Source organism: Aeromonas sp. S13(2024) (assembly GCF_041402405.1).
GTDB lineage: Bacteria > Pseudomonadota > Gammaproteobacteria > Enterobacterales > Aeromonadaceae > Aeromonas > Aeromonas veronii.
Window position 1 is genome coordinate 57,944 of record NZ_JBGLRA010000012.1, and the last position, 24,143, is coordinate 82,086.

The 24,143-nt window shown below is 59.3% G+C and carries 22 protein-coding genes; 19 read left to right on the top strand and 3 right to left on the bottom strand.

Annotated features, from left to right (window positions below):
* Window positions 1-3: 3 nt before the first annotated feature.
* From ACB042_RS15530 to tldD, 19 genes are all read left to right on the top strand, one after another.
* Window positions 4-1,224 carry a type II secretion system F family protein gene (locus ACB042_RS15530; RefSeq protein WP_371178685.1) on the top strand — a complete coding sequence of 407 codons (1,221 nt, stop codon included), beginning with the start codon at window positions 4-6 and terminating at the stop codon, window positions 1,222-1,224.
* Window positions 1,225-1,311: 87 nt separating this feature from the next.
* Window positions 1,312-1,773 (top strand): hypothetical protein, encoded by a 462-nt coding sequence (locus ACB042_RS15535; protein WP_371178686.1) that lies wholly within the window; start codon window positions 1,312-1,314, stop codon window positions 1,771-1,773.
* 77 nt (window positions 1,774-1,850) lie between these two features.
* Complete coding sequence (locus ACB042_RS15540) at window positions 1,851-2,522, top strand: prepilin-type N-terminal cleavage/methylation domain-containing protein (RefSeq protein ID WP_129504847.1); 672 nt, start codon at window positions 1,851-1,853, stop codon at window positions 2,520-2,522.
* 14 nt (window positions 2,523-2,536) lie between these two features.
* Window positions 2,537-2,968 carry a prepilin-type N-terminal cleavage/methylation domain-containing protein gene (locus ACB042_RS15545; RefSeq protein ID WP_124930345.1) on the top strand — a complete coding sequence of 144 codons (432 nt, stop codon included), beginning with the start codon at window positions 2,537-2,539 and terminating at the stop codon, window positions 2,966-2,968.
* A 56-nt stretch (window positions 2,969-3,024) separates the two neighbouring features.
* Window positions 3,025-3,522 carry a prepilin-type N-terminal cleavage/methylation domain-containing protein gene (locus ACB042_RS15550; RefSeq protein ID WP_120416281.1) on the top strand — a complete coding sequence of 166 codons (498 nt, stop codon included), beginning with the start codon at window positions 3,025-3,027 and terminating at the stop codon, window positions 3,520-3,522.
* Window positions 3,509-4,069, top strand: a complete 561-nt coding sequence (locus ACB042_RS15555; RefSeq protein WP_371178687.1) for a prepilin-type N-terminal cleavage/methylation domain-containing protein — start codon at window positions 3,509-3,511, stop codon at window positions 4,067-4,069. Before ACB042_RS15550 ends, ACB042_RS15555 begins: the two co-directional genes overlap by 14 nt.
* Window positions 4,069-4,998, top strand: coding sequence for a PilW family protein (locus ACB042_RS15560; RefSeq protein ID WP_371178688.1), 930 nt, complete (start codon window positions 4,069-4,071; stop codon window positions 4,996-4,998). The genes ACB042_RS15555 and ACB042_RS15560 overlap by 1 nt, the downstream gene beginning before the upstream one ends.
* A gap of 37 nt (window positions 4,999-5,035) precedes the next feature.
* Window positions 5,036-5,461 carry an MSHA biogenesis protein MshP gene (locus ACB042_RS15565; RefSeq protein ID WP_371178689.1) on the top strand — a complete coding sequence of 142 codons (426 nt, stop codon included), beginning with the start codon at window positions 5,036-5,038 and terminating at the stop codon, window positions 5,459-5,461.
* Window positions 5,461-9,219 (top strand): DUF6701 domain-containing protein, encoded by a 3,759-nt coding sequence (locus tag ACB042_RS15570; RefSeq protein ID WP_371178690.1) that lies wholly within the window; start codon window positions 5,461-5,463, stop codon window positions 9,217-9,219. Before ACB042_RS15565 ends, ACB042_RS15570 begins: the two co-directional genes overlap by 1 nt.
* 204 nt (window positions 9,220-9,423) lie before the next feature.
* On the top strand, window positions 9,424-10,464 hold the full coding sequence (locus ACB042_RS15575) for a rod shape-determining protein (RefSeq protein ID WP_005340051.1): 1,041 nt from the start codon (window positions 9,424-9,426) through the stop codon (window positions 10,462-10,464).
* Between the two features lie 42 nt (window positions 10,465-10,506).
* The gene (gene mreC, locus ACB042_RS15580) at window positions 10,507-11,397 is read left to right on the top strand and encodes a rod shape-determining protein MreC (RefSeq protein ID WP_005340053.1); all 891 of its coding nucleotides are present in this window, start codon (window positions 10,507-10,509) and stop codon (window positions 11,395-11,397) included.
* On the top strand, window positions 11,397-11,882 hold the full coding sequence (gene mreD / locus ACB042_RS15585) for a rod shape-determining protein MreD (protein WP_005340054.1): 486 nt from the start codon (window positions 11,397-11,399) through the stop codon (window positions 11,880-11,882). The genes mreC and mreD overlap by 1 nt, the downstream gene beginning before the upstream one ends.
* Before the next feature lie 2 nt (window positions 11,883-11,884).
* On the top strand, window positions 11,885-12,472 hold the full coding sequence (locus ACB042_RS15590; protein ID WP_005340055.1) for a nucleoside triphosphate pyrophosphatase: 588 nt from the start codon (window positions 11,885-11,887) through the stop codon (window positions 12,470-12,472).
* A gap of 95 nt (window positions 12,473-12,567) precedes the next feature.
* Window positions 12,568-14,037 (top strand): ribonuclease G, encoded by a 1,470-nt coding sequence (rng, locus tag ACB042_RS15595; RefSeq protein ID WP_005340056.1) that lies wholly within the window; start codon window positions 12,568-12,570, stop codon window positions 14,035-14,037.
* Window positions 14,038-17,931 (top strand): YhdP family protein, encoded by a 3,894-nt coding sequence (locus ACB042_RS15600; protein ID WP_323925080.1) that lies wholly within the window; start codon window positions 14,038-14,040, stop codon window positions 17,929-17,931.
* A gap of 34 nt (window positions 17,932-17,965) precedes the next feature.
* Window positions 17,966-18,298: a Dabb family protein gene (locus tag ACB042_RS15605; protein WP_323925082.1), complete on the top strand. Its 333-nt coding sequence runs from the start codon at window positions 17,966-17,968 to the stop codon at window positions 18,296-18,298.
* Window positions 18,295-18,882, top strand: coding sequence for a nucleotidyltransferase domain-containing protein (locus tag ACB042_RS15610; RefSeq protein WP_323925083.1), 588 nt, complete (start codon window positions 18,295-18,297; stop codon window positions 18,880-18,882). Before ACB042_RS15605 ends, ACB042_RS15610 begins: the two co-directional genes overlap by 4 nt.
* A 19-nt stretch (window positions 18,883-18,901) precedes the next feature.
* A complete protein-coding gene (locus ACB042_RS15615; RefSeq protein WP_064338893.1) occupies window positions 18,902-19,708 on the top strand; it encodes a carbon-nitrogen hydrolase family protein in 807 nt (268 codons plus the stop codon).
* Window positions 19,709-19,886: 178 nt separating this feature from the next.
* Window positions 19,887-21,335: a metalloprotease TldD gene (gene tldD / locus ACB042_RS15620; protein ID WP_026035085.1), complete on the top strand. Its 1,449-nt coding sequence runs from the start codon at window positions 19,887-19,889 to the stop codon at window positions 21,333-21,335.
* 132 nt (window positions 21,336-21,467) lie between these two features.
* Here tldD and ACB042_RS15625 read toward each other — a convergent pair whose 3' ends face one another.
* The 3 genes from ACB042_RS15625 to ACB042_RS15635 form a co-directional block, all read right to left on the bottom strand.
* Complete coding sequence (locus tag ACB042_RS15625; protein ID WP_005340062.1) at window positions 21,468-21,671, bottom strand: hypothetical protein; 204 nt, start codon at window positions 21,669-21,671, stop codon at window positions 21,468-21,470.
* Between the two features lie 159 nt (window positions 21,672-21,830).
* Entirely contained in the window at window positions 21,831-22,553 is a 723-nt protein-coding gene (locus ACB042_RS15630) for a MarC family NAAT transporter (protein WP_005348656.1), read from the bottom strand.
* A 138-nt stretch (window positions 22,554-22,691) separates the two neighbouring features.
* The gene (locus ACB042_RS15635; RefSeq protein WP_371178691.1) at window positions 22,692-24,011 is read right to left on the bottom strand and encodes an MFS transporter; all 1,320 of its coding nucleotides are present in this window, start codon (window positions 24,009-24,011) and stop codon (window positions 22,692-22,694) included.
* Between the last annotated feature and the right edge of the window lie 132 nt (window positions 24,012-24,143).

Genomic DNA, 24,143 nt, shown 5'->3' on the forward strand with positions numbered 1-24,143 from the left:
GCGATGGCTAACTTTGCTTACAAGGGGCGTGACAGCCAGGGCAACGCGACCAGTGGCGTGGTCGAAGCGGCCAACGAGATGGCGGCCGCCGAACAGCTGATGCGCCGTGGCGTGATGCCCACCGAGCTCAAACCGGGCAAGGCCAAATCCGCTGCCATCGACTGGTCACTGTTGCTGGAAGGGGGCGTCAAGCTGGATGAGCTGGTGATCTTCAGCCGCCAGATGTATGCCCTCACTCGGGCCGGGATCCCGATCCTGCGCGCCATCGCCGGGCTGGAGGAGAGCACTCACAGCAAGCCGCTCAAACGGGCGCTGCACTCGCTGGGGGAAGATCTCGGCAACGGTCGTCCGCTGTCGAGCTCGATGCAGGCGCACCCCAAGGTATTCAGCAGCCTGTTTGTCGCCATCATCCATGTGGGTGAGAACACAGGTCAGCTGGAAGAGTCCTTCTTGCAGCTCGCGAACTATTTCGAGCTGGAGCTGGAGACCCGCAAGCGGATCAAGACCGCCATGCGCTACCCCAGCTTCGTGATGATCGCCATCGGTATCGCCATGGTGATCCTCAATATCATGGTGATCCCGGTGTTTGCCGGCATGTTCGCCAAATTCGGGGTGGAGTTGCCGCTGGCGACCCGCATTCTGCTCGCCACCTCGCACTTTTTTGTCAACTACTGGTGGCTGCTGCTCGCCATTCTGGCGGGGATGGTGTTCGGCTGGCGCCGCTGGGTCGCCACCACCAAGGGCAAGCTGACCTGGCACCGCTGGCAGCTCAAGTTGCCGATCGTCGGCACCATCATAGAGCGCTCCCTGCTGGCCCGTTTTGCCCGCAGTTTTTCCATGATGCTCAAGGCCGGGGTGCCGCTAAACACGGCGCTGACCCTGGTGGCCGATGCGGTGGATAACGCTTATATGGCGGGGCGGGTGCGGGATATGCGCGCCGGTATCGAGCGGGGCGAGAGCCTGCTGCGCACCGCCAGCAGCAGCTGCCTGTTCACCCCGCTGGTGATGCAGATGATCGCAGTGGGGGAGGAGACCGGTCAGGTCGATGACCTGCTACACGAAGCGGCCGAGTATTACGAGCGGGAGGTGGATTATGACCTCAAGAGCCTCACCGCTCGGATCGAGCCGATCCTGATCGGGATTGTGGCAGTAATGGTGCTGATCCTGGCGCTGGGTATCTTCACCCCCATGTGGGACATGATGCGTGCGGTTCGCGGCAAGTAATCTTGCTGGAACTGGATATCTTCACGCCTGAGTGGTGGGACATGTGCGAGCCGTAAGAGGCCAGTGAGCGGTGGAGTCGAGGGCTGGATGAACAGACAGACGCAGCAAGATGATCGCTGGCTGACCGGATATCGGCGGATCGCCGTGATCACCCTGTTGATGGTGATTGTTGCTACGTTGGTGAGTAGCTATCAGGGCCACCGGGAAGAGGCGCAGCAGCTCACTCTCACCCTGCTGGGGGAGCAATTTGCCGAGCGGGCACAGCGTTTGCACGGCATTTGGCTCGATGAGCGGCGTCCGCAGACACTGCATGTTGCCGGCAAGGGGTGGCAGTTTGACGCCCGGGGTTGGCCTCTGGGGCTGGTGCCGCTGCAATCCCCTTCGGAAAATTGCCGTCAGTTGTGGCTGGCACTGATGGGTGAGACGAAGGGGGGCATGCCTCCTCTGCAGGTTCTGGCCCGCCCCGATGGCAATGGCTGCGAGATGGGGTGGGATGGTTATTGGCTGGTTTATCAGTTTTCTGACGGGCGGGTGATGAAAAAGCCTTGAATGAAACTAATCATATGACCCAACTACATGATTTTTTTGGGCCTGCATGAAATAATGTGGGGCATTACGGAGGGAGCATGACAATGAAACCAATGGCACCAACAATGCCGGAAAACGGGATGAGGAGACAGTCTGCCGGCTTTTCCCTCATTGAGCTGGTGATCGTTATCGTGATCCTGGGGATCCTGGCGGTGACTGCACTGCCGCGCTTTCTCGATGTGACTGACGAAGCGAAAAAGGCCAGCGTGGAAGGGGTCTCTGGCGGTTTTGCTACCGGCGTTTCACTGGTGCGGGCGCAATGGGAGGCGGAAGGTCGCGCCAAACAGGACAGCCTCAACACTGTGCTCTATGACGGTAGTCGCTTTTATCTGACCACTCCGACCGATACCCAGATCAGTAACGGCGAGCTGTCGCCCGGCTATCCGATGGATACCGTTGCAAGCGGTAATCCCGATGTGGATCCGGCCAATCTGACCGCCGAACGTTGTCTCAATATTTGGGAGGGGTTACTGCAAAACCCGCCCAAGGCTACGGCCAGCTTCAATGAAGTGCGCGGTAGTGGCAATGACCTGAAATACTATGCCACAGTGAGCAGTAATGGACTGGATTCGGTCTGCCGTTACTATTTGGTCAATAGTTTGAGTAAGGGCAGTGATGGCAAGTATCAGGATCCGCAAGGCAAGACTGATGCATTTATGAGTTTCAGTTACCGCCCGGCGTCCGGTCAGGTGACCACAAATATTAATTAACAGAGGAAAGTGAAATGAAAAAACAGGCGGGTTTTACCCTGATCGAACTGGTTATCGTGATCATCATTCTGGGTATTCTGGCGGTCACCGCTGCACCCAAGTTCCTGAATCTGCAGGATGATGCTCGTTATTCTGCCGCTCAAGGCGTGCAGGCTGCACTGCAAAGCTCTGCTAATTTGGTTTATAGCAAAGCTGCATTGGAAGGTAAGGAAGCTGCATCATCTGCAACACCTCTTACTGGTCTGAGCGGTGTAGAGGTAATTTATGGCTATCCCACTGCCGCAACCATTTCAGCTGCTGTAACTTTGGAAGGCTGGAGTACATCAGGTGCAGCTGGCACTTTTGTTCCTGATAATGGTGCCGGTAACAGCTGTTCTGTTGTTTATACTCAAGCGACATCAACTGCCATCTTCAGCACAAAAATTAATGGTTGCAAAAAGCCGTAATAGCTAAGTAAGCGAGGCTTCGGCCTCGCTTTCTCTTTTCCCTAATGAGAAGTCCCATGCCTGCAACCAAGGGCTTTACCCTGATTGAATTGGTACTGGTGATCCTGTTACTCGGGATTCTGGCCGCCTTTGCCGTGCCCAAATGGCTGGGCAAAGGCGGCTTTGAAACTCAAACCGTACGTGACGAGCTGCTGACCCGGCTGCGGCTGGTGCAGACCGTCAATATGCATGAGCCAGCCAACCGTTGTACCCAGCTGGTGGTTGCCTCTCCCCGTTTTGCCCACCGTACTTATGCTGCGTGTCCCGCCAGCGATGATCTGGATACCAATAGTGGCTGGACTCCCCAGTTGGAGACCCGTGGTCGACTGGTTACGCCCTCTGCCGGTATCTCCATCTCCCTAGATAACAACAACCGCTTCGTGCTGCGCTTCGATCAGATGGGCAGACCGCTAGGCAGCAGCTGTGCCACCGGTTGTACCTTGCTGGTGAGTGATGGTCGCGAAACCAGCCGTATCCAGATTGAGTCAGAGGGATATATCCATGAGATCCCTTAAGCGCGGTTTCACCCTGATTGAGCTGATCGTCGGCATAGTGCTGCTGGCGGTGGCCTTGACCGGCATGTTGGGGTTGCTCATCAATCAGGCGCCGCAGGCGGTGGACCCGGTGCAGCAGGTGCGTGCCGCCCAGCTGGCCCAGCGCCTCTCCGGCGAGATCTTGCAAAAGTCGTTTGATGAACATTCGGATCATAACGGTGGCCGTTATCGTTGTGGCGAGCAGGTGGCAGGGGTGACCATCTCTTCCTGCTCCACCAGTTATGGTCCGGATGGCGAGCCCGCATCCTATGCCTATAACGATGTGGATGATTTCGATACCGAAGGTAGCTGGGTGGATGCCAACACGCTGACTCAGACTGCGACGGGAGTCAGCAGCGAGGAGTATCGCAACTATCAGGTGAAAATTGCGGTGAGCGGAGCCGATTTTAGCGACGGCACCGTCAAGAGTTGTGCCACCCCCTGCTCTGTGGGCAAGCGTATTGATCTGCAGATCAAACTGCCGGATCAGAGCGTGCTCGACTTCTCCTTCTATCGGGGGAATTACTGATGGATCGCTCCGCTGTCTGGGGTTGCCTCTCTACCAGAATATCAGCGCCCCTAGCCAACTCCGGCGCCAGATTACGCCTGGCTGCTAATCGAACCCACCTCAAACCTCGGGGTAACCGTGGCTTTACCCTGGTCGAGCTGGTGATGGTCATCCTGCTGCTCGGGATTATGGCGACCTTTACCAGCCAGTTTATCGGTATCGGTACCCAGATTTATGGCGATGCCAGCAGCCGTGAGCAACTGATGAGCGATGCCCGCTTCGCCATGGAGCGGCTTAACCGCGAATTGCGTGATGCGGTGCCGGGCTCGGAGCGGATCGAGACGACTGGCGGGACATGGGTCGACACCGGTGCCTGTTTGCGGTTCTGGCCCATCAGCACCTCGAGCCGCTATCTGGCGCTTAACCGCGCCATGTCTGGGAGTACGTCCACCCTTGAGCTGGTGATGGCGACCCCGGCTTCTGCTGCCAATCCGCTGGATGTGGATGCCACCGCCGTTAAAAAAGACGATCAGCTGATAGTATTCCCCGTGCCGGACAAAAATGTCGGTTCGCTTACGGCAGGCTGCGATTATGGCCGTTGTGTAGCCAGGGTTACGGATGTGCTGACGCCCGTATCCGGAGCGCAAACCATCCGCTATACCAGCACCGAGAGTCTGACGGGCCTCTCTCCAGGCAGCCGGGTCTACTTTGCCAACCAGCAGGTTCGCTACTGTGTGGAAGGAAACACGCTGACCCGCGCTACCGCGCCCATTGGGGCACCCTTACCTGCACAGGGCGTGTTGATGGCGGACTCCCTTCGTAATGGCGCCTTCTATCGGGAAACCTCGGCGTTTAACGCCGAAGGGGAATTTGGCATGCGCTTTGTGTTCGAACGCAAGGGGGAGTCGGTCACCTTCAACCACAAGATAGAGGTGTTCAATGTGCCCTGATCCACAGGCTTTCGGACGGATGCGAGGCAGTGCCTTGATGATCGCCCTGTTTGTGATTGTGGTGATGGCGCTGCTGGCGGCTGCAATGGGCCGTTTTCTGGTCGATAGCGGCGAGAAAAATACCGTGGAGGTGCGCAGCGTGCGGGCCCTGCTGGCCGCCCAGAGCGGGCTGGAAGTGGCGCTTTATCGGTTGTTCCCCAAGCGCACGCTTGCCCAACCGACCCCCCCAGCGGTCTGCCTGGCAAGCAGCCCACTGAGCTTTGCCAGCAATCCAGGGCTGACCAACTGTCAGGCTGTGGTTCGTTGCGTCACGGTGCCGGTGACCTACAACGGATCTGTGACCAATGGCTATCGTCTCGAGAGTGTCGGAACCTGTGGCAGCTCGGACCTTAACAGTGCCAACCCTGATTTTGCCGTGAGCCGAACCCTGATGGTCGAAGCTTATGATGGAGGAACTCCCTGATGCGCAATTTATGGATCGTCGCAGCCGTGTGGCTATTTAGTGGCGCAGCAGGGGCGTTTCAGGTGATTGATACTGCGACCTATTTCCCGGCAGTGGCTCAGGGTCATCGGGGTAATACCGGTTATTCGTGTAATACGCTAGGTAATCCTGCTCTTACCCAAAATGGTCAGGCCAAAATCTCAGGGACGGCAGGCGCAGCCTTGAGATATTGCACGTCAAATCTGGGGGCTGGCTTGCCACTCGATGGCTGTGATAACAGTAATGGTTCGCGTCGCCAATGTACTGTCACCGGCTCGACGATTCAGGGACTCTCCATTACAAGTGGCAACGCATTTCTGACTAGTAATGGTAGTAATGGCGGCATTTCTTATTGCAATGCCGGTGACTCGATTAACTTGGGCAGTGCCAGTCAGTACCAGTTTTCCAGCCTCTCTCTTTATAACAGCTGTACTGTGACCTTTTCTTCAGCCCGTACAGAGTATCGGATCCAAAAACTGGAGGCAGGCAGTGGTGCCAAGCTGGTATTGCCGAGCGGAGACTACTGGATCGATCAGTTAACCCTCAACCAAGGAGCGGAGATTGAAGTTCAGGGAGATGTGCGGATCTTCGTCAATCAGGCTACGCAGTTCAACGGTGCTGTTCTGAACAGATCCAGTATGGGTTCTCTGTTGCTTTTCGGATATCAGAATATCACTCTGAACAGCGATACTTTGCTGAATGGGTTTGTTTATTCTGATCAGGCTTTAGTGATGAACAATACCTCAGTCATCAACGGTCGTACGACCAGTCGATCTCTGACAATGGCGAGTAACAGCGCCATCAATGACCAAGCGTTTACACCTTCCCTCACCTGTTTTAACGATAACTTCTCATCAGGTTCGCTGAGCAGTGACTGGGTGGTTAAAACCAGCAGCGGCTCGTTTACTCCCTCGATTGTCAGCGGTCGTTTACGTTTGACTCAAGCTGCTGGCAATCAGTCTACATCCACTACCTATCAGCGTCTGTTTCCTGCTGCCAACAACTTGGTGACGATTACCTTTAATCATTATGCCTATGGAGGAAACGGGGCTGATGGTATGGCGGTCGTACTATCCGACGCGACAGTAACACCGCAGCCCGGAGCATTTGGTGGCCCGCTTGGCTATGGCTTCAAGCCTGGTATCCCCGGTTTTGCAGGGGGGTGGCTGGGCGTTGGTCTTGACGAATTTGGCAATTACTCCGGTGAAGGTGGGACAACCAACGTAGGGCAGCGTCGTCAGTCAGTTGTGATTAGAGGGTCTGGTTCCGGCACTGCTGGTTATAGGTATCTACGCGGCACCTGTAACAATGGTGCGAGCAATACAAACACTGCTTGCCTTAATCCGAGGGTGGATGGTAATGGCAGCGCCAATCACAAGTACCAACTGACCATTGATTCCCGTGTTAGCGGGCAGTCGATGGTGAAAATAGAGCGGGATACCGGTAGTGGCTACGTTACTCTGATCGACTCGTTCAATGCCCAGAGTCAGAGCGGCCAGGCTCAGGTGCCGAGTGACTTTTTGCTCTCCCTTACCGGCTCGACGGGCGGTTCGACCAACATACATGAACTCGACAATGTGCAGATCTGCGCCCTGCGCTCCAACCCGATCGGGGTGCAGATTGATCATTTCCAACTTGATCACTCCGGTCAGCCACTGACCTGCAACCCCGAGACGGTGACGGTCAAGGCGTGCGCCGATGCCGCTTGTACCACGCTTATCACAGACCCGGTTACTGCAACCCTGAGTCTTACCCCTACTTCAGTCAGCAATGGTTGGATTGGCGGCAATACTGTGACCTTTAGCGGCGGTTCGACCACGGTGCAGTTGCGCAACAATACGCCGACCGCGGTGACCATAGGCGTTTCCGGCTCGACTCCGACGACCAAGCCATTCAGTACCACCTTGTGCAAGGCCGGGGCGGGGACTCCCAGTGCCGCAGCCTGTACCCTGAATTTTGCCGATAGCGGCTTCTTCTTTGATGTGCCTGATACCTACTCCAATCAGCCGCAGACGGTGACCATCAAGGCGGTCAAAAAGAGCGATGTGACCAAGCAGTGTGTGCCGGGGTTTGCCAGCCAGACCAAGAGCGTCAAGTTCTGGAGCAGCTATATCACCCCCACCAGTAACCCCTATAACAGCCAGATGAGCGTCAACAGCAGTACGATTGGTGCCAGTCAGGGGGCTGCAACGCCGCTCTCCCTCGTATTCGATGCGCAGGGGCAGTCGAGCATAACGGTTAAGTACCCGGATGCGGGCAAGGTGCAACTGGATGCCCGCTATGATGGTACTGGCAGTGAAGCCGGTCTGGTGATGCTAGGCGCGGATCAGTTTGTGGCTCGCCCGGTCGGTCTGTGCATCACGCCCCCGCAAGGGGTCTGCGCGGCAGGTGACAGCAGCTGTCCGGTATTCAAAAAAGCGGGGGAAACGTTCCAGGTAGATATCAAGGCGATGGCCTGGGAATCCGCCAATGATGGGGATATCTGCGTAGGGAATCAGACTACGCCCAACTTTGCCCTGCCCAATATTGCTCTGGGCAGTACGCTGGTGGCACCCAATCCGGGCACCAATGCAACGCTGGGTACTACCGCCTATAGCCATGTGGCTGCGGCCAACAGTGCCAATAACGTTAGCCAGACGGTGAGCGAGGTGGGAGTGTTCCGGATGACGGCGACACCACCGGTGGCAAAGTCGCCAGAAGGAAGCACTGTATCTACGGGCTATTTCGGCTACACCATCCCTCCTGCCAGCAGCGTGCCGGTGGGACGTTTTGTCCCTTGGGATTTCAATTTGCTGAGCGGGGTGCTTACGCCTGCTTGCGGGCAGTTCAGCTATATGAGTCAGCCATTCGGGGTCAAGATAGCGGTACAGGCTCGTAACAAGAGTGCCGGGGTGACCAAAAACTATGGTGGCGAGTTCGCGAAGGGGCGGCTCTATCTGGTTGCAGGCAATAATCATGATGGGATTGATCGCACGGATCGAGTGGGGAGCATGATGGCCAACTGGGCATCAGGCGAAGCCAATATTGACAGCCAGAGCCGCTTTGCTCGGCTTTCTGAGCGCGATCCCGGCCTGACTACTCCCGAAGAGTCCTTTAAGTTACTGCGTTTTGGCCTGCAAGTGCTTGATGAGGAGTCACCCTCAGTCACTTTCATGGCTGATGCTGACCTGAATCCTGGCATCAAGAATGGTTGTACCAAGGGGGTCAACTGCAATGCCAAGCAGTTGACGATTCCTACGCGGGTGAATAACACCATGACGGCTTATTATGGCCGCCTGCAGGCTGGTACGGCGGCCGGCCTGGCCTCGGCGCCGCTGGCCATTCCACTGCAGATGCAATATTACGAAGGGGGCAACTGGCTGCAAAACAAGGAAGATAAATGTACCCAGCTCTCTTTGGCCAATCAGGGGTTCATTTTCCTCAATTCGAGTCACACCTTTGATGCGGCGACTCGCGAGCTGAATCTGGGGGCGGGTCGCAAGATCAAGCTGGGGTTGGGTAGTTCTGCACCGGGTGGGGATGCTGCACTGGCGAAAGATGGGGAGATCCTGTTCCACTTTGCCAAGCCGGACATCTCGGTGCGCATCCCCTACAAGGTCGAATTGGCAAAACAACCATCATCGCCACTCTGGTTGTCTGACCCAACGAGTGCCAATGACGGCAACCTGCAAGGTGAGGCCATTTTCGGCTCCAGCCGGGGTAATGACAGAATTATTTATCGGCGCGAAGTATTGCAGTAATTGATGTGTAAGGGGGGGGGGCTCAACAGCATCCCCCTAAATCCTTGTTTATTAGTGTTTGCAAGCGTGTGCGAGTGAGTGATGACTCGCATTTTTGTCGCGACTGATTGATTGGCGACAGTTTGAGCGCTTGCCCATTGGGGTGGGCATTGGTAAAGTTAGCCGGTTTTCTGCACCTCCAAATTCTTAGGATTTCCCGTAGCCATGTTCAAAAAGCTCAGAGGCGTCTTTTCCAACGATCTGTCGATCGATTTGGGAACTGCCAACACCCTGATCTATGTAAAAGATCAAGGGATCGTCCTTAACGAACCCTCAGTTGTCGCCATTCGCCAAGAGCGCGGGAACGCCAAATCGGTCGCTGCTGTCGGTCATGCCGCCAAGCAGATGCTGGGCCGTACCCCGGGCAACATTTCCGCAATCCGCCCGATGAAAGATGGCGTGATCGCCGATTTCTACGTGACCGAGAAGATGCTGCAGCACTTCATCAAACAGGTTCACGACAACAACTATTTCCGTCCCAGCCCGCGTGTGCTGGTGTGTGTACCGTGTGGTTCAACCCAGGTTGAGCGTCGCGCCATCAAGGAGTCCGCACTGGGCGCCGGTGCCCGTGAGGTCTACCTGATCGACGAGCCTATGGCTGCTGCCATCGGTGCCGGCCTGCCGGTATCCGAAGCGACCGGTTCCATGGTGGTTGATATCGGTGGTGGTACCACTGAAGTGGCCATCATCTCTCTGAACGGTGTGGTCTACTCCCAGTCCGTCCGTATCGGTGGCGACAAGTTTGACGAAGCCATCATCAGCTACGTCCGTCGCAACTACGGCAGCCTGATCGGTGAAGCCACTGCCGAGCGCATCAAGCACGAGATCGGCTCCGCCTATCCGGGCGAAGAGGTGCGCGAGATTGAAGTCCGTGGTCGCAACCTGGCTGAAGGTGTACCGCGCAGCTTCACTCTCAACTCCAACGAGATCCTGGAAGCGCTGCAAGAGCCGCTGTCCGGTATCGTGGCTGCCGTCATGGTGGCGTTGGAGCAGTCTCCGCCGGAACTGGCTTCCGACATCTCCGAGCGCGGCATGGTGCTGACCGGTGGTGGCGCACTGCTGAAAGATATCGACCGTCTGCTGATGGAAGAGACCGGCATTCCTGTCGTCGTGGCCGAAGATCCCCTCACCTGTGTGGCCCGTGGCGGCGGCAAGGCGCTGGAGTTGATCGATATGCACGGTGGCGATCTGTTCCACTACGAATAAGACCCAAAGCCGGCCAGCGTGCCGGCTCTTTTTTGACGACCCATGAAACCCATTTTTGGTAGAGGCCCTTCGCTTCAGTTACGGTTGTTTCTCGCCGTCATCATCTCCATCGCTGCCATCGTCGCGGATTCCCGCTTCGGTGTGTTTACCCATGTCCGCGTCTACCTCAGTTCGTTAGTCAGTCCCCTGCAATACATGGCCAATGCGCCCGGTACCCTGCTCGACACCATGTCGACCCAGGTGCAGACCCGCGCCGATCTCATCGAGCAGACCAAACAGCAGGAGCAGCAACTGTTCACTCTGCGGGCCCGTCTGCTCAAAATGGATCAGCTGGAACACGAGAACCAGCGGCTGCGTGAGCTGCTGGGTTCGCCGGTGCACAAGGAGTCCCGCAAGATGGTGGCCGAGCTGCTGTCGGTGGATTCTGACCCCTTCAGCCATCAGGTGCTGATCAACAAGGGGGCGCTGGATGGCGTCTACAACGGTCAGGCGGTGATCAACGATCAGGGGGTGATTGGTCAGGTGCTCCATGTGGGCTCCACCACCAGTCGCGTGCTGCTGATCACCGACTCCAGCCACGGCATTCCGGTGCGGGTGCTGCGCAACGACTTGCGCGCCATTGCCTCCGGCAGTGGCGAGCTCGACAAGCTTGAGCTGCGCAACCTGCCGCGCAATACCGATATTCAGGTGGGTGATCTGCTGGTCACCTCGGGTCTGGGTGGTCGCTTCCCGGAAGGTTATCCGGTGGCGACAGTGACCCGCTCCGAGTATGTGGAGGGCAAGCCCTTCGCTCAGGTCGAGGCCAAGCCGCTGGTGGAGCTGGACAGACTGCGTTATCTGCTGCTGCTGTGGACCGACAAGAAGCCTGAAGTACATGATGAGGATGGCGAACGGGCGGCTCCCGCTGCGTCCGCCGCAGGAGCCACCCGCTGATGCTAGAACCCGCCAGCGGCAGGATCTGGATCTGGATCTCGATCCTGCTGGCCTTGAGCCTGTCGATCCTGCCGCTTCCTTTCGAATTTGACCCCTTCCGTCCGGACTGGCTGGCCATGGTGCTCATCTACTGGGCACTGGCTTTGCCGCACCGGACCAACGTCGGCACCGCCTGGGTGGCGGGCCTGCTGCTGGATGTGCTGCTTGGCAGCACCCTCGGCGTGCGGGCAATGGCGATGGCCATCACCACCTATCTGGCGGCCTTCCAGTTCCAGAAGATCCGCAACTTCTCCCTCTGGCAGCAGGCACTGATCATCGGTGGCCTCTCGCTGGTGGGTAAAATGACGGTATTCTGGGCCGAGCATCTGTTCAGCCAGGCCAGTCTCAACTTCTCCTACTTTTGGTCGACGTTGACGACGATGCTAATATGGCCCTGGGTGTTTCTGGTGCTGCGCAAGGTGCGGCGCCGCTTCAATATCAGGTAAATATGAACAAAAACAACGAACCACAACTCTATCTCGCCTCGGCTTCTCCCCGTCGCCGTGAACTGCTAACCCAGATTGGCTACCGCTTCGAGGTGCTGAAACTGGATGTGCCCGAGCAGCGGGAAGAGGGTGAAAAGGCGCAGGATTACGTCTGCCGCCTCGCTCGTGACAAGGCGATGGCGGGCGTGGCGTGTGCGCCGACGGCGTTGCCGGTGCTGGGTGCCGACACCATAGTGGTGCTGGGCGACCGGGTACTGGAAAAACCGTCCGATCTGCTGGATGCCAAAGATATGCTGGAGTCCCTCTCCGGCAAGGTGCATCAGGTGATGACGGCGGTAGCGCTGGCCAGCAAGGATCGTTGTGACGTGCGTCTGGTCACCACCAACGTGGCGTTTCGCAAGCTGGACGAGGCCGAGATCGAGGCCTACTGGCAGACCGGTGAGCCCTGTGACAAGGCCGGGGCTTATGGCATTCAGGGTATTGCCGGCAAGTTTGTCAGCCGCATCGAAGGGAGCTATAGCGCCGTGGTTGGCCTGCCCCTGCTGGAGACAGACCTGCTGATCAAGCATCATCTGGAACAGCTCAAATAATTTCCCGTCAGCTGTGCTCTGCTGCGTTTCTCCCTTGCGCGCGTTGTACCGGATTGGCTCTATAGAATTCAAAACTGGAACAGGCAAGGTTACTTATGTCGGTAGAACTGCTGGTTAACGTTACCCCCTCCGAAACCCGGGTCGCTCTGGTCGAAAACGGTCTGCTGCAGGAAGTGCATGTAGAGCGTCAGGCCAAGCGCGGCATTGTCGGCAATATCTACAAAGGCAAGATCAGTCGGGTGCTGCCCGGTATGCAGGCGGCCTTCGTCGATATCGGCATGGACAAGGCAGCTTTTTTGCACGCCTCTGATATCGTCCCCCACACCGAGTGTGTGGCGGTGAAGGAGAAGGAGCAGTTCCAGGTCGGTAACATCGCCGAGCTGGTGCGTCAGGGGCAGGACATCATGGTGCAGGTGGTGAAAGATCCGCTGGGTACCAAGGGTGCCCGTCTCACTACCGATATCACCCTGCCATCCCGCTATCTGGTCTTTATGCCGGGCAGTGCCCACGTCGGTGTCTCCCAACGTATCGAGTCCGAAGCGGAGCGGGAGCGCCTCAAGCGCACCGTGGCCGGTTATGTGGACGAGCTGGGTGGTTACATCATCCGCACCGCTGCCGAAGGGGTGGGGGAGCAGGAGCTGGAGCAGGATGCTGCCTTCCTGAAACGGCTGTGGCGCAAGATCCTCGAGCGCAAGCAGAAGTATCCACCCTGCAAGATCCTCTACGAGGATCCCAGTCTGGCCTTTAGGGTGGTGCGCGACTTTGTCGGTGCCGAGCTCGACAAGATCCGCGTTGACTCCCGCCAAAGCTTCGATCAGCTCAAGCGCTTCACCGAAGAGTACGTGCCTGAGCTGGCCAGCAAGCTGGAGTATTACCCCGGCGAGTCGCCCATCTTCGATCTCTACGACGTGGAGAACGAGATCCAGCGGGCGCTGGAGCGCAAGGTGGAGCTCAAATCCGGCGGCTACCTCATCATCGACCAGACCGAAGCCATGACCACGGTGGATATCAACACCGGCGCCTTTGTCGGCCATCGCAATCTGGAAGAGACCATCTTCAATACCAACGTCGAGGCGACGGCGGCCATCGCCCGTCACCTGCGCCTGCGCAACCTCGGCGGCATCATCATCATCGACTTCATCGACATGCAGTCGGAAGATCACCGTCGTCGGGTGCTGCACAGTCTGGAGCAGGCGTTGTCGAAAGACCGCGCCAAGACCAACGTCAACGGCTTCTCCCAGCTCGGTCTGGTGGAGATGACCCGCAAGCGCACCCGCGAGAGTCTGGAGCATGTGCTCTGCTCCGAGTGCCCCGAGTGCAAGGGGCGCGGCCGGGTCAAGACGGTGGAGTCGGTCTGCTTCGAGATCCTGCGGGAGATCATCCGGGTCAATCGTGCCTACGATGCGGATCAGTTCACCGTCTACGCGGCCCCGGCCGTGGCCGACTACCTCCATGGCGAGGAGTCCCACAGTCTGGCGGAGCTGGAAGTGTTCATCGGCAAGCAGGTGCGGGTAGTGAGCGAACCCCTCTGTGGTCAGGAGCAGTTCGACGTGGTGATGATGTAATTGGTCTATCGCTGGCTGAGTCGGGGCTGGTTGGCCCTGGGGGTTCTGTTCGTACTGATGGCCATGCTGGTCACCCTGGTACGGGTCGGGGGCCCTTTGCTGAATCAATACCGGGAGAGTCTGATCCACACTCTGCTGGGCGATTCACAACTCAAGGTCAGCGTGGAGCAAGTGGGGCTGGACTGGACACAGTCCGGGCCCGCCCTCGAACTGCAGCAACTCGCCATCGCCCCGGATTCGGGGCGTTTTGCCGTACAGCTCGGCAAAGCCTGGGTGCATCTCGACTTCTGGCGCACCATTAACGAGCTAAAGCCGGTGTTTGGCGAGCTGATCCTGAGCGATGGCGATATCACCATCGACTTGGGCCAACCGGCTGACGAGAGCCCCTCTGGCGATCCCCAGCAGGGCGCCCTGCTGCGCTTTCTGCTGACCCAGCTCTCCACCTTCGATGTGCACAACACCCGCCTCAGCGTCACCACCTCCCTCGGTGATCTGCGCGCCCTCGACATCGCCCAACTGCGCTGGCAGAACCGTGGCAAGCGCCATCAGGGGGTCGGCAAGGCTTACCTCATCAACGGGGTGGGCGAGAGCACCCTCGATCTGATTCTGGATGTGGATGCCCCGACTGCCCGGCTCGATCGCCTCAAAGGGCAACTCTATCTGGGGGCCCGCCAGCTCGATATCACCCCGACCTTGGCCAGGATCCATGCGGGCGAACCCAAGGTTGCCGGTCAGCTCGACTTCCAGCTCTGGAGCGAGTTTGACAGCGGCAAGCTGGGCAATACCCTGCTGGCGTTTGGCAACAACTACCTGATCTGGAAGGATCCCAAGAAAGGGGAGATGCACCGTTTCGGCCTCGATGGCGGCAAGATCCAGCTGCGCCGTGAGGGCACCGACTGGCAACTGGCGAGCCACAACGTCAACTTCAAGCTGGACGGCAAACCCTGGTTGCAGAGCCGCTTGCAGCTGGAGCGGATCGGGGATCGGGTGCAGGGCTATCTGCCCAGCATAGAGTTCGACAAGATCACCCAGATCAGTCAGCTGGTCTCGGCGCTCTACCCCACACTCTGCGAGACCCTGCGCCAGACCAATCCGCAGGGTTCGGTGCAGGATCTGACGCTGCTGGCCAACGCCGACTGGCAGGGTCTCTCCCTCAGTGGCCGCTTCAGCAAGGTGCGCCTCAAGGCCTGGCAAGATATACCCGGGATGCAGGATCTCAACGGCGAGTTCTGGCTTACCCCGACCGGCGGTAGCGCCAGATTGGCGCTGGCGAATGACAAGGTGGATCCCGCCCGTCACTTCAAGATGCCGATCCCGGTCGACAACTTCTCGGCCCGCCTCGACTGGTGGCGCGAGGAACAGGGCTGGGTGCTCTACGGGCAGGATATCGCGCTGGATAACCCGGATCTGACCCTGGCCAGCCGTTTCCGCCTCGATCTGTTCGAGCACCCTTTCCTCGCCCTGACCGGTCGCATCGATGTGAAGAATGCGGGCCATGCGGATCGCTACTTCCCGCTGCAGGCGATGGACAAGGGGCTGGTGGATTACCTGAGCGGCGCCATCAAGGGGGGCAAGGCCAAGGGGGCCGACCTGCTCTGGTATGGGGAGTTTCGGGATTTCCCCTACGACAACGGCAAGGGCATCTTCCAGGTGGCGGTGCCGCTGGAGCAGGCCACCTACGAGTTCTTCCCCGGTTGGCAACCGCTTACCGACCTGCAGATCGATCTCTTGTTCCAGAATGCCGGCCTCGATATGCGCAGCCGATCCACCAAACTCGGCAAGGCGAGCTCCGACGCGGTGCATGCCTGGATCCCGGATCTCTCCCCTGGCGCCCACCTCTATGTGGATGCCAAGGTGCAGGGGGAAGGCAAGGCCATCAGCGACTACCTGCAGGACTCCCCGCTGGGCAGTTCGGTAGGTCAGGCGCTGCGGGAGATCGAGATCCGCGGCCCGATGGCCGGTTCGGTCAAGCTCGATATTCCTCTCGATGGAGAGAGTGAGGTGAAGGCGAGCGGCGATGCCACCTTCAGCAACAACAAGGTGCGGGTCGCCAGTCTGGATCTGCCGCTGGAGAAGGTGCAGGGACGCCTTGAATATGACAACGAACAGACCCGCTTCAGCAACCTCAAGGCGAGCCTGTGGAACCAGCCGCTGACCCTCGACTATCAGGGGCGCCAGCATCCGGATCACTATCAGGTCGACCTCGATTTCAAGGGGCAGTGGGATAGTCGCCGCCAACCCGCCGCCATCTCTTCATTCGGCATTCTCAACGGCCGCAGCAACTGGGGCGGCAAGCTCGGGTTGACCCTGCCCGACAGCAAGCCGTTCAGCTTCCAGCTGGCGCTCGACTCCAACCTGCAGGGGATGGGACTGGATCTGCCGCTGCCGCTGGCCAAGAGCAGTGCCAGCCGGCTGCCGCTCAAGGTGATCGCCCGTGGCCGGGATGGCAGCGCCGACATTCGTGCCGTACTGGGGGCTGATGTGGATATGCAGACCCGACTGGTCTACGGCGAAGGGGGGCCTTATCTCAGCCGGGTGCGGGTCGATGTGGGTCAGCCGGGCGCCCGGGTAATGCGCGATGCTCCCATGCTGCTCGCCATCAACCAGCAGGAGGCCGATGTGGGTGGCTGGCTGGCCAGACTCAAGCAGTGGTTGCCAGCGCAGAACCAGACTGGCAATGCGGTGGTTGGCCCGGCCTTCCTGCCGCAGGAGTGGTGGGTGGATGGACAGCTGGCTCGCGCCTATATCGGCAGTGCCACCCTCAAGGCGGCGCGTTTCACCGTGGGGCCGACCAATCAGGCGACCGAAGTGATGATCGACAGCCCCGATGTGATGGGGGTGATCCGCCTGCCTGCAGTAGCCAATCGTCCGGTGGATGCCAAGTTTGCCCGCATCTACTGGTCCGGCAAGAGTTCGGATCTCAGCCCGGATCCCGATGCCAAGCAGGACAACGCCATCATGGCATCCATCCCCTGGTTGAAGGTGAGTTGCGTCGATTGCCGCTTTGGCGAGCTACCTCTTGGGGAAGTGAAAGGGGAGCTGGTGCCCGGCGCCAACAAGGTGACCCTCAAGGGGCTGGATGTGCGGCTGGCGGGGAGTCAGCTCACCGGCAGCGTCGACTGGCTGGCCGATGGCAACCGGATGGAGACCCGCGCCCGTGGCAAGCTGACCAGCAACAACAGCGAGCTGCTGCTCAAGCGGCTCGGTTACACCTCGCCCATAGGCGATGCCCCCGGATCTCTCGCTTTTGATCTGAACTGGCAGGATGTGCCCTATCGCCCGAGCCTGCCGACTCTGGGGGGCAGTGCCAACTATCAGCTGGAGGGTGGCACCCTGCGCGAGGTCAACGACAAGGGGGCACGGCTGCTCTCCCTGCTCAGCCTCGACTCCCTGCTGCGCAAGCTGCGGCTCGATTTTCGCGATGTGTTCGACAAGGGCTTCTACTTCGAATCCATGTCCGCCTCTGCCACCATCAAGCAGGGGCAGGTCAGCAACGATGATTTCTATATGAAGGGGGCGGCAGGCAACCTGCGCGGCGAGGGGATCGCCGATCTGGTGCGCTGGCAGCTCGACTACGAGCTGAGTTTTTCCCCCAATCTGGGGGGCACCCTGCCGGTGGTGGCGGCTTTCTCCATCACGCCGGTCACGGGTCTCTATGTGCTGGCCCTCTCCAAACTGCTGGAGCCGGTAGTGGATGTGGTGACCCGCATCGATTTTCGCATCTCGGGCCCGCTCGACGCACCCAAGCTGATCGAGGCGGGGCGCGATCGCGCGCGCATCAAGCTCAACCAGCAGCAGAAAGAGGCGGTAGATGCCGTTGCCCCCAGCCTGCCGACCCAAGAGGTGACCCCTTTCCTGCTGAGCCCCAAACACGCAGGGCCCGCTCAGCGCTGAACGAGCGGCCCGGCACCATCACAAGGAGTGAGCCATGATCCGACATATCCTGCTGATCGCCTTCAAGCCGGGCACCCAGCCTGCCCAGATAGATGCGGTGCGTACCGCCTTTCTCGCCATTCCCCATCAGGTCAGCGGCGTGACCGCCGTGGAGTGGGGGCGGGATGACAGCCCGGAGGGGCGGGCCGATGGGTTTACCCACAGCGTACTGATGACCTTCGCCGACGAAGCGGCCCGCCAGCGCTATCTGCACCATCCGGATCACGATGCCCTCAAGGCCATCTTCCGTCCGGTGCTGGAGCGCATCATAGTGCTGGATTACACCCTGCAGGCAGGGGATCGGGTTGTGTCAGAGGGGCCGTTATGATGGTGGATGAGCACTGGGCTGCCATCCCGCCACTGCAGCGCGCACTGCTGGAATCGGTGATGCAACATGGCGCAGCCCATCCTGCGATTGATGCTGGGGTAGTGGTTGGGTCGCTCGCCAAGGGCAAGGCTGACCGGGTATCCGATGTCGATCTCTTGTTGCTGGCCGAGCCTGGCTTCCATAAGCAGGGAGACGAACTGGTGCGCACCATTGTGGGGGATCGGCCCATCTTTCACTGCTGGCAAGGAAGACATGAAGAGGTCTGTTCATACTGGCGCTTCATATTCCTCGACATGACCAGCATCGAGATCCACATCCTTGATCGGGGGGCTGAGTTCCCCCTTGCCAAACCTTATTTGCCACTGTTCGATAAAACTTCCTCCCTTGGTGCGCTTGAGGTTTCTGGCCCTGCCCCAAGCCATTGGGACTTTCCTGCCTATATGGCCGAAGGGGATGGCCTAGTTTGGGAGTTGTTCGATTGCCTCAAATGGGCGGAGCGGGGGCAGCGTGGATTGGTCAGGCATCATCTTCGCAAGCTGCTGGGCGAGATGGATAAAGACCCGAATATTGTGGATCGCGATTAATGCGGACAAGGAGAGCGTCATGTGGTTAGCCGCAATACAGCTGGTATCTGGCCGTCACTGGCAGGATAACCGGGAGCAGATCGCCGCCGAACTGGCGGCCTTGCCCAAAGAGCGGCCGCTGCTGGTGCTGCTGCCGGAGAACTTTGCCCTGTTTGGCGAACGGCAGGGTTATCTGGATGGGGCCGAGGCCATAGGTGAGGGCCCGATCCAGCAGCAACTGGCTGAATGGGCCCGCGATTATGGCATCTGGCTGGTGGCCGGGGCTATGCCGACCACCATCTCAGGTTCCGACCATATCCACACCAGCTCGCTGGTGTTTGACCCAAGCGGTGAGCTCAGGGGCCACTACCACAAGATCCACCTGTTCGACGTGGATGTGGCGGACAATCACGGTCGCTACCGTGAGTCGGAGACCTTCAGCCCGGGGGAGGCGCCTGTGTTGGTGGACTCTCCCTTTGGTCCCCTCGGCCTCTCGATCTGTTATGATCTGCGCTTTCCCGAGCTCTACCGCCAGTTGGCCCGTGCCGGTGCCCGCGTGCTGCTGGTGCCTGCCGCCTTTACCGCCGTGACCGGCGAGGCGCACTGGGAGCCGCTGCTGCGGGCCCGCGCCATCGAAAACCAGTGCTACGTAGTCGCTGCCAATCAGGGCGGCACTCACGAGACGGGGCGCCAGACCTGGGGCCACAGCATGGTGGTCGACCCTTGGGGTCGGGTGCTGGCGAGCAAAGAGTCCGGGCGCGGCACAGTGCTGGCAAAGATGGAGCCCGGGCTTATCGATGAATTGAAACGCACCATGCCAGTGCTGAGGCATGCCCGGTTGCTGTGATCCCGGGGTGTTGATCGACGTAGGGTGCAACAAGCGAAGCGCATTGCACCTGTGCCGATCTTGGGGTTGGCGGCGCCATTCACGGCGCCCATTGCACCCTGCGAATACGAACTGAACACCGGGCCACACCGGATGAATTAACCGTTACGACATCTCACGTCGAGATTGGAGAAGAAGATTGAGTCTATTGAGCCAGGTTAGTGCCTCCCTGTTGGCCCCGAACGACCTCGACGAAGGGCGCCTGCAGCAGTTGCTCGGCAGCTTGATGAGCCATCAGGTGGAGTTCGGCGATCTCTATTTCCAGCGCAGCTGGCACGAGTCCTGGATGCTGGAAGATGGCATCGTCAAGGATGGCAGCTACAACATCGATCAGGGGGTCGGTGTGCGCGCCGTCAGCGGCGAGAAGACCGGCTTCGCCTACTCGGACGAGCTGAGCCTGCTGGCGCTGCAACAGTCGGTGACTGCCGCTCGCGGCATCGCCGCCGCAGGTGCTCACGGCAAGGTGAAGGCGTGGGCCCGCACCGAAGCGAACCTGCTCTATCCGGCCATGGATCCGCTGCAGACCCTCGACAAGCATCAGAAGATCGCCCTGCTGGAGCAGATGGACAAGTTCGCCAGAAGTCTGGATCCCGCCATCAATCAGGTGATGGCCTCCATCAGCGGCGTCTACGAAGAGGTGCTGGTGGCCGCCACCGACGGCACCCTGGCCGCCGATGTGCGTCCGCTGGTGCGTCTGTCGGTGACTGTGATCGCCGAGAAGGGCGATCGCCGCGAGCGTGGCAGTGCCGGTGGCGGCGGGCGCTTTGGTTACGACTGGTTCCTCGAACTGGACGGGCTGGAGAGCCGCGCTTTTGGCTATGTGCGTGAAGCTGTGCGTCAGGCACTGGTCAACCTGGAAGCCATCGACGCGCCAGCCGGTACCATGCCAGTGGTGTTGGGCTCCGGCTGGCCTGGCGTGCTGCTGCACGAGGCGGTAGGTCATGGTCTGGAGGGGGATTTCAATCGCAAGGGATCTTCCGCATTTGCTGGTCGCATCGGCGAGCAGGTGGCCTCCAAGCACTGCACCATCGTCGATGATGGCACCCTGCCGGGTCGGCGCGGCTCCGTCTCCATTGATGACGAGGGGACACCGGGTGGCTACAACGTGCTGATTGAGAACGGTATCCTCAAGGGTTATCTGCAAGACAAGCAGAACGCTCGCCTGATGGGGGTGCCGCTCACCGGCAACGGGCGCCGCGAATCCTACGCTGCCATGCCGATGCCGCGCATGACCAACACCTACATGCTGGCGGGTCAGTACGATCCGGCCGAGATCATCGCCTCGGTGAAGAAGGGCATTTATGCTCCCAACTTCGGTGGCGGCCAGGTGGACATCACCTCCGGCAAGTTTGTCTTCTCCGCCTCCGAGGCTTACCTCATCGAGGATGGCAAGATCACCGCTCCCATCAAGGGCGCGACCCTGATCGGCAACGGCCCCGAGGCGATGAGCCAGGTCTCCATGGTGGGCAGCGATCTTGCGCTGGATCGCGGGGTTGGCATCTGCGGCAAGGAGGGGCAGAGCGTGCCGGTCGGTGTCGGCCAGCCCACCCTCAAACTGGATCAGCTCACCGTGGGTGGCACTTCGTAGGTTTGGGTTAGCCGCGTAGCGGCGTAACCCGACGCATTCAAACCCCGGCCCTTGCCGGGGTTTTGCTATTCAGGGAACCACAGACAACAAAAAGCCCCGGTCGTTGAACCGGGGCTGGCGGGTGATTCGGTATCAGTTGACTGATATGGCGCGGGCGTCGATGAAATAGCGAGCGTTACCCTGTTTGTCGATCTGGATTTTGGCAACCAGCTGCTCCTGATCTTTATATTCCCAGCGTTGCTCGATCTTGGCGAGGGATGGGCTCGCAATCCCAACCACGTTCAGGTACTCGTGAAACAGGCTATGGCTCCCTATTTCGGTCAGCATCTTGTCCATCTGCATACTCTCCTGAAGTTGAGTGGGTATTCATCAACAAACCTATCAGCGTCCATCTGAATAAAGTCTGTATGAAAAACAAACTAACTCATTTGTGTGTCAATAACATGATCAGGAACAAGATCAGTGCAGATCGTCAGGGACTTTTTGATACCGTTTTCAATCAGAGCCGGTGGGCTTCTGCGGCAACTGATCAAACGTGCCGGAAGCCTTTGGTAGCGCCGGTGCGGTTTGCACGGTCTGGCCGCCGTGGAATACCGGATCCTGTGCCACTTCCTTGATGCCATTGATGCAAAACTGCATACCCATGCAGACCAGCAGGAAGCCCATGATGCGGGTCATGGCATCGATGCCGGTGGCGCCCAGGATCTTGCAGACCGGGTCCGCCAGCTTCAATACTCCCCAGCTGATCAGGCTCATCAGGGCAAACGCCGTTACCACACCGGCGTAGATGGTGAGGCGGTTGTACTCGTCAGGCAGCTCGGCAATCTGGGCGGCTCCGCTTATTACCAGTGCCATGGTACCTGGCCCGCACATGCTGGGCATGGTGAGCGGTACGAAGGCAATGCTCTGGTTTATATCGACCCCGCTCTGCTGGCTGGGGGCGGGGAACAGCATGCGAAAGCCGATAAAGCCGATGATGAGGCCACCGGCCAGACGCAAGCCCGGAATGGAGATCCCGAACAGATCCAGGATCGAGGATCCGATAAAGAAGGTGATGCAGAGGGTGCAGAACAGATAGATGGCGGCCAGATTGACCTGACGGCGCACGTGTTCGCGCGACATCCCCTTGCTCAGTCCCAGCAGCAGGGTGGCCGTGGTGGGCGGGTTGACCATGGGTAGCAGCGCCAGCAAGGTGAGTAATACGACCTGAAAGAACATCTTGAGCCTCGGATAAAGAGTTGGAAGCCATGGGGCGATGCGGGTGGCAGGCCCCAGAGGGAGGCTATCTTATGCTGGCGAAACTGAACATAAGCAGTACAAAAAAGCCCCGGCAGATGCCGGGGCTTGCTGTTCGGGTCAGGCCGCTTGCGGCGCTTGCTGTTGCCGGATGGCCCGTTGCTGGAACCAGAGCCAGAGACCGATGGCGAACCCCAGTACAGACAGGCTCACCACATAGTGGGAGGGGGCCAGCATGTCGCTCTTCATCCAGAGGGTCACCGCCATCGGGGTGAGGCCGCCGAAGATGGCGTAGGCCACGTTGTAGGAGAATGACAGACCGGAGAAACGCACCACCGGCGGGAAGGCGTTGACCATCACGTAAGGCACTGCGCCGACAATCCCGACAGCAAAGCCTGCCAGCATGTAGAGCGGCACCAGCTGACTCGTACCGGCCGCCAGACCGTGATAGAAGGCGTAGCTGGAGCCCGCCAGCAGTAGGGAGCCGAACATGAAGGTGAGACCGCTGCCCAGCAGGTCGATCAGTCGGCCATAGACGATGCAGCCGAGGGTCAGGGCCACGATGGCCAGCGAGTTGGCGGTCAGGGCGTCAGCCGGGCTGATGCCATAGACCTTCTGCAGATAGGTGGGGGTCATCAGGATCACCACCACGATACCGGCGGAGAGCAGCCAGGTGAGCAGCATGGAGACCACCACGCTGCTCTTGTGGTTGCGCAGCACCGACTTGAGGGGCAGTTCGTCAGCCAGGGTCTTGTTGGCTTTCATCTCGGCGAAGACCGGGGTTTCGTGCAACCAGCGACGCAGGTACATGGCGACGATGCCGAAGATACCACCGAGCAGGAAGGGCACTCGCCAGCCCCACTCGCTCACTTCGGCTGGTGTCAGGCTCTTGTTGACCGCCGTGGCGATCAGGGAGCCAAGCAGGATGCCGGCCGTCAATCCCGCCGTGAGCGTGCCGCAGGCGACCCCGACCCGACGGGCAGGGACGTGCTCGGCGACAAACACCCATGCGCCCGGCACTTCACCGCCGATGGCGGCGCCTTGCAGGATCCGCAGTCCCAGCAGGGCGATGGGGGCGCCGATGCCGAGTACCGCATAAGTCGGCAACAGACCGATCAACAGGGTCGGCAGCGCCATCATGATGATGCTGAGGGTGAACATCCGCTTGCGACCGATGAGATCGCCAAAGTGGGCCATGATGATGCCGCCAAGCGGGCGGGCCAGATAACCGGCTGCGAAGATGCCGAAGGTCTGGAACTGGCGCAGCCAATCGGGAATATCGGCCGGGAAGAACAGCTCGCCGATGACCACGGCGAAGAAGACGAAGATGATGAAGTCGTAAAACTCCAGCGCACCGCCGAGGGCAGCCAGACTCAGGGTTTTGTAATCCTGTCGATTGAGGGGGCGGGCGTGATCGTGTTGTTGTGTGGTCGTGGTCATATCCGTATGTTTCCCATCGTTTTTTTTAGTTATTGTCACCCCGTGCAAGGGGCATATACAGGTGATCGAGAGTATGCTGCCTGCCTCTTGTGTGTAAATCGCGCAATTCGCAACACTGTCTTGCATCTTTTT

Excerpts from the sequence above, each read along its gene's own strand:
- ACB042_RS15530 (WP_371178685.1), top strand. The coding sequence starts at position 4 with ATGGCTAACTTTGCTTACAAGGGGCGTGACAGCCAGGGCAACGCGACC.
- ACB042_RS15535 (WP_371178686.1), top strand. The coding sequence starts at position 1,312 with ATGAACAGACAGACGCAGCAAGATGATCGCTGGCTGACCGGATATCGG.
- ACB042_RS15540 (WP_129504847.1), top strand. The coding sequence starts at position 1,851 with ATGACAATGAAACCAATGGCACCAACAATGCCGGAAAACGGGATGAGG.
- ACB042_RS15545 (WP_124930345.1), top strand. The coding sequence starts at position 2,537 with ATGAAAAAACAGGCGGGTTTTACCCTGATCGAACTGGTTATCGTGATC.
- ACB042_RS15550 (WP_120416281.1), top strand. The coding sequence starts at position 3,025 with ATGCCTGCAACCAAGGGCTTTACCCTGATTGAATTGGTACTGGTGATC.
- ACB042_RS15555 (WP_371178687.1), top strand. The coding sequence starts at position 3,509 with ATGAGATCCCTTAAGCGCGGTTTCACCCTGATTGAGCTGATCGTCGGC.
- ACB042_RS15560 (WP_371178688.1), top strand. The coding sequence starts at position 4,069 with ATGGATCGCTCCGCTGTCTGGGGTTGCCTCTCTACCAGAATATCAGCG.
- ACB042_RS15565 (WP_371178689.1), top strand. The coding sequence starts at position 5,036 with ATGATCGCCCTGTTTGTGATTGTGGTGATGGCGCTGCTGGCGGCTGCA.
- ACB042_RS15570 (WP_371178690.1), top strand. The coding sequence starts at position 5,461 with ATGCGCAATTTATGGATCGTCGCAGCCGTGTGGCTATTTAGTGGCGCA.
- ACB042_RS15575 (WP_005340051.1), top strand. The coding sequence starts at position 9,424 with ATGTTCAAAAAGCTCAGAGGCGTCTTTTCCAACGATCTGTCGATCGAT.
- mreC (WP_005340053.1), top strand. The coding sequence starts at position 10,507 with ATGAAACCCATTTTTGGTAGAGGCCCTTCGCTTCAGTTACGGTTGTTT.
- mreD (WP_005340054.1), top strand. The coding sequence starts at position 11,397 with ATGCTAGAACCCGCCAGCGGCAGGATCTGGATCTGGATCTCGATCCTG.
- ACB042_RS15590 (WP_005340055.1), top strand. The coding sequence starts at position 11,885 with ATGAACAAAAACAACGAACCACAACTCTATCTCGCCTCGGCTTCTCCC.
- rng (WP_005340056.1), top strand. The coding sequence starts at position 12,568 with ATGTCGGTAGAACTGCTGGTTAACGTTACCCCCTCCGAAACCCGGGTC.
- ACB042_RS15605 (WP_323925082.1), top strand. The coding sequence starts at position 17,966 with ATGATCCGACATATCCTGCTGATCGCCTTCAAGCCGGGCACCCAGCCT.
- ACB042_RS15610 (WP_323925083.1), top strand. The coding sequence starts at position 18,295 with ATGATGGTGGATGAGCACTGGGCTGCCATCCCGCCACTGCAGCGCGCA.
- ACB042_RS15615 (WP_064338893.1), top strand. The coding sequence starts at position 18,902 with ATGTGGTTAGCCGCAATACAGCTGGTATCTGGCCGTCACTGGCAGGAT.
- ACB042_RS15625 (WP_005340062.1), bottom strand. The coding sequence starts at position 21,671 with ATGGACAAGATGCTGACCGAAATAGGGAGCCATAGCCTGTTTCACGAG.
- ACB042_RS15630 (WP_005348656.1), bottom strand. The coding sequence starts at position 22,553 with ATGTTCTTTCAGGTCGTATTACTCACCTTGCTGGCGCTGCTACCCATG.
- ACB042_RS15635 (WP_371178691.1), bottom strand. The coding sequence starts at position 24,011 with ATGACCACGACCACACAACAACACGATCACGCCCGCCCCCTCAATCGA.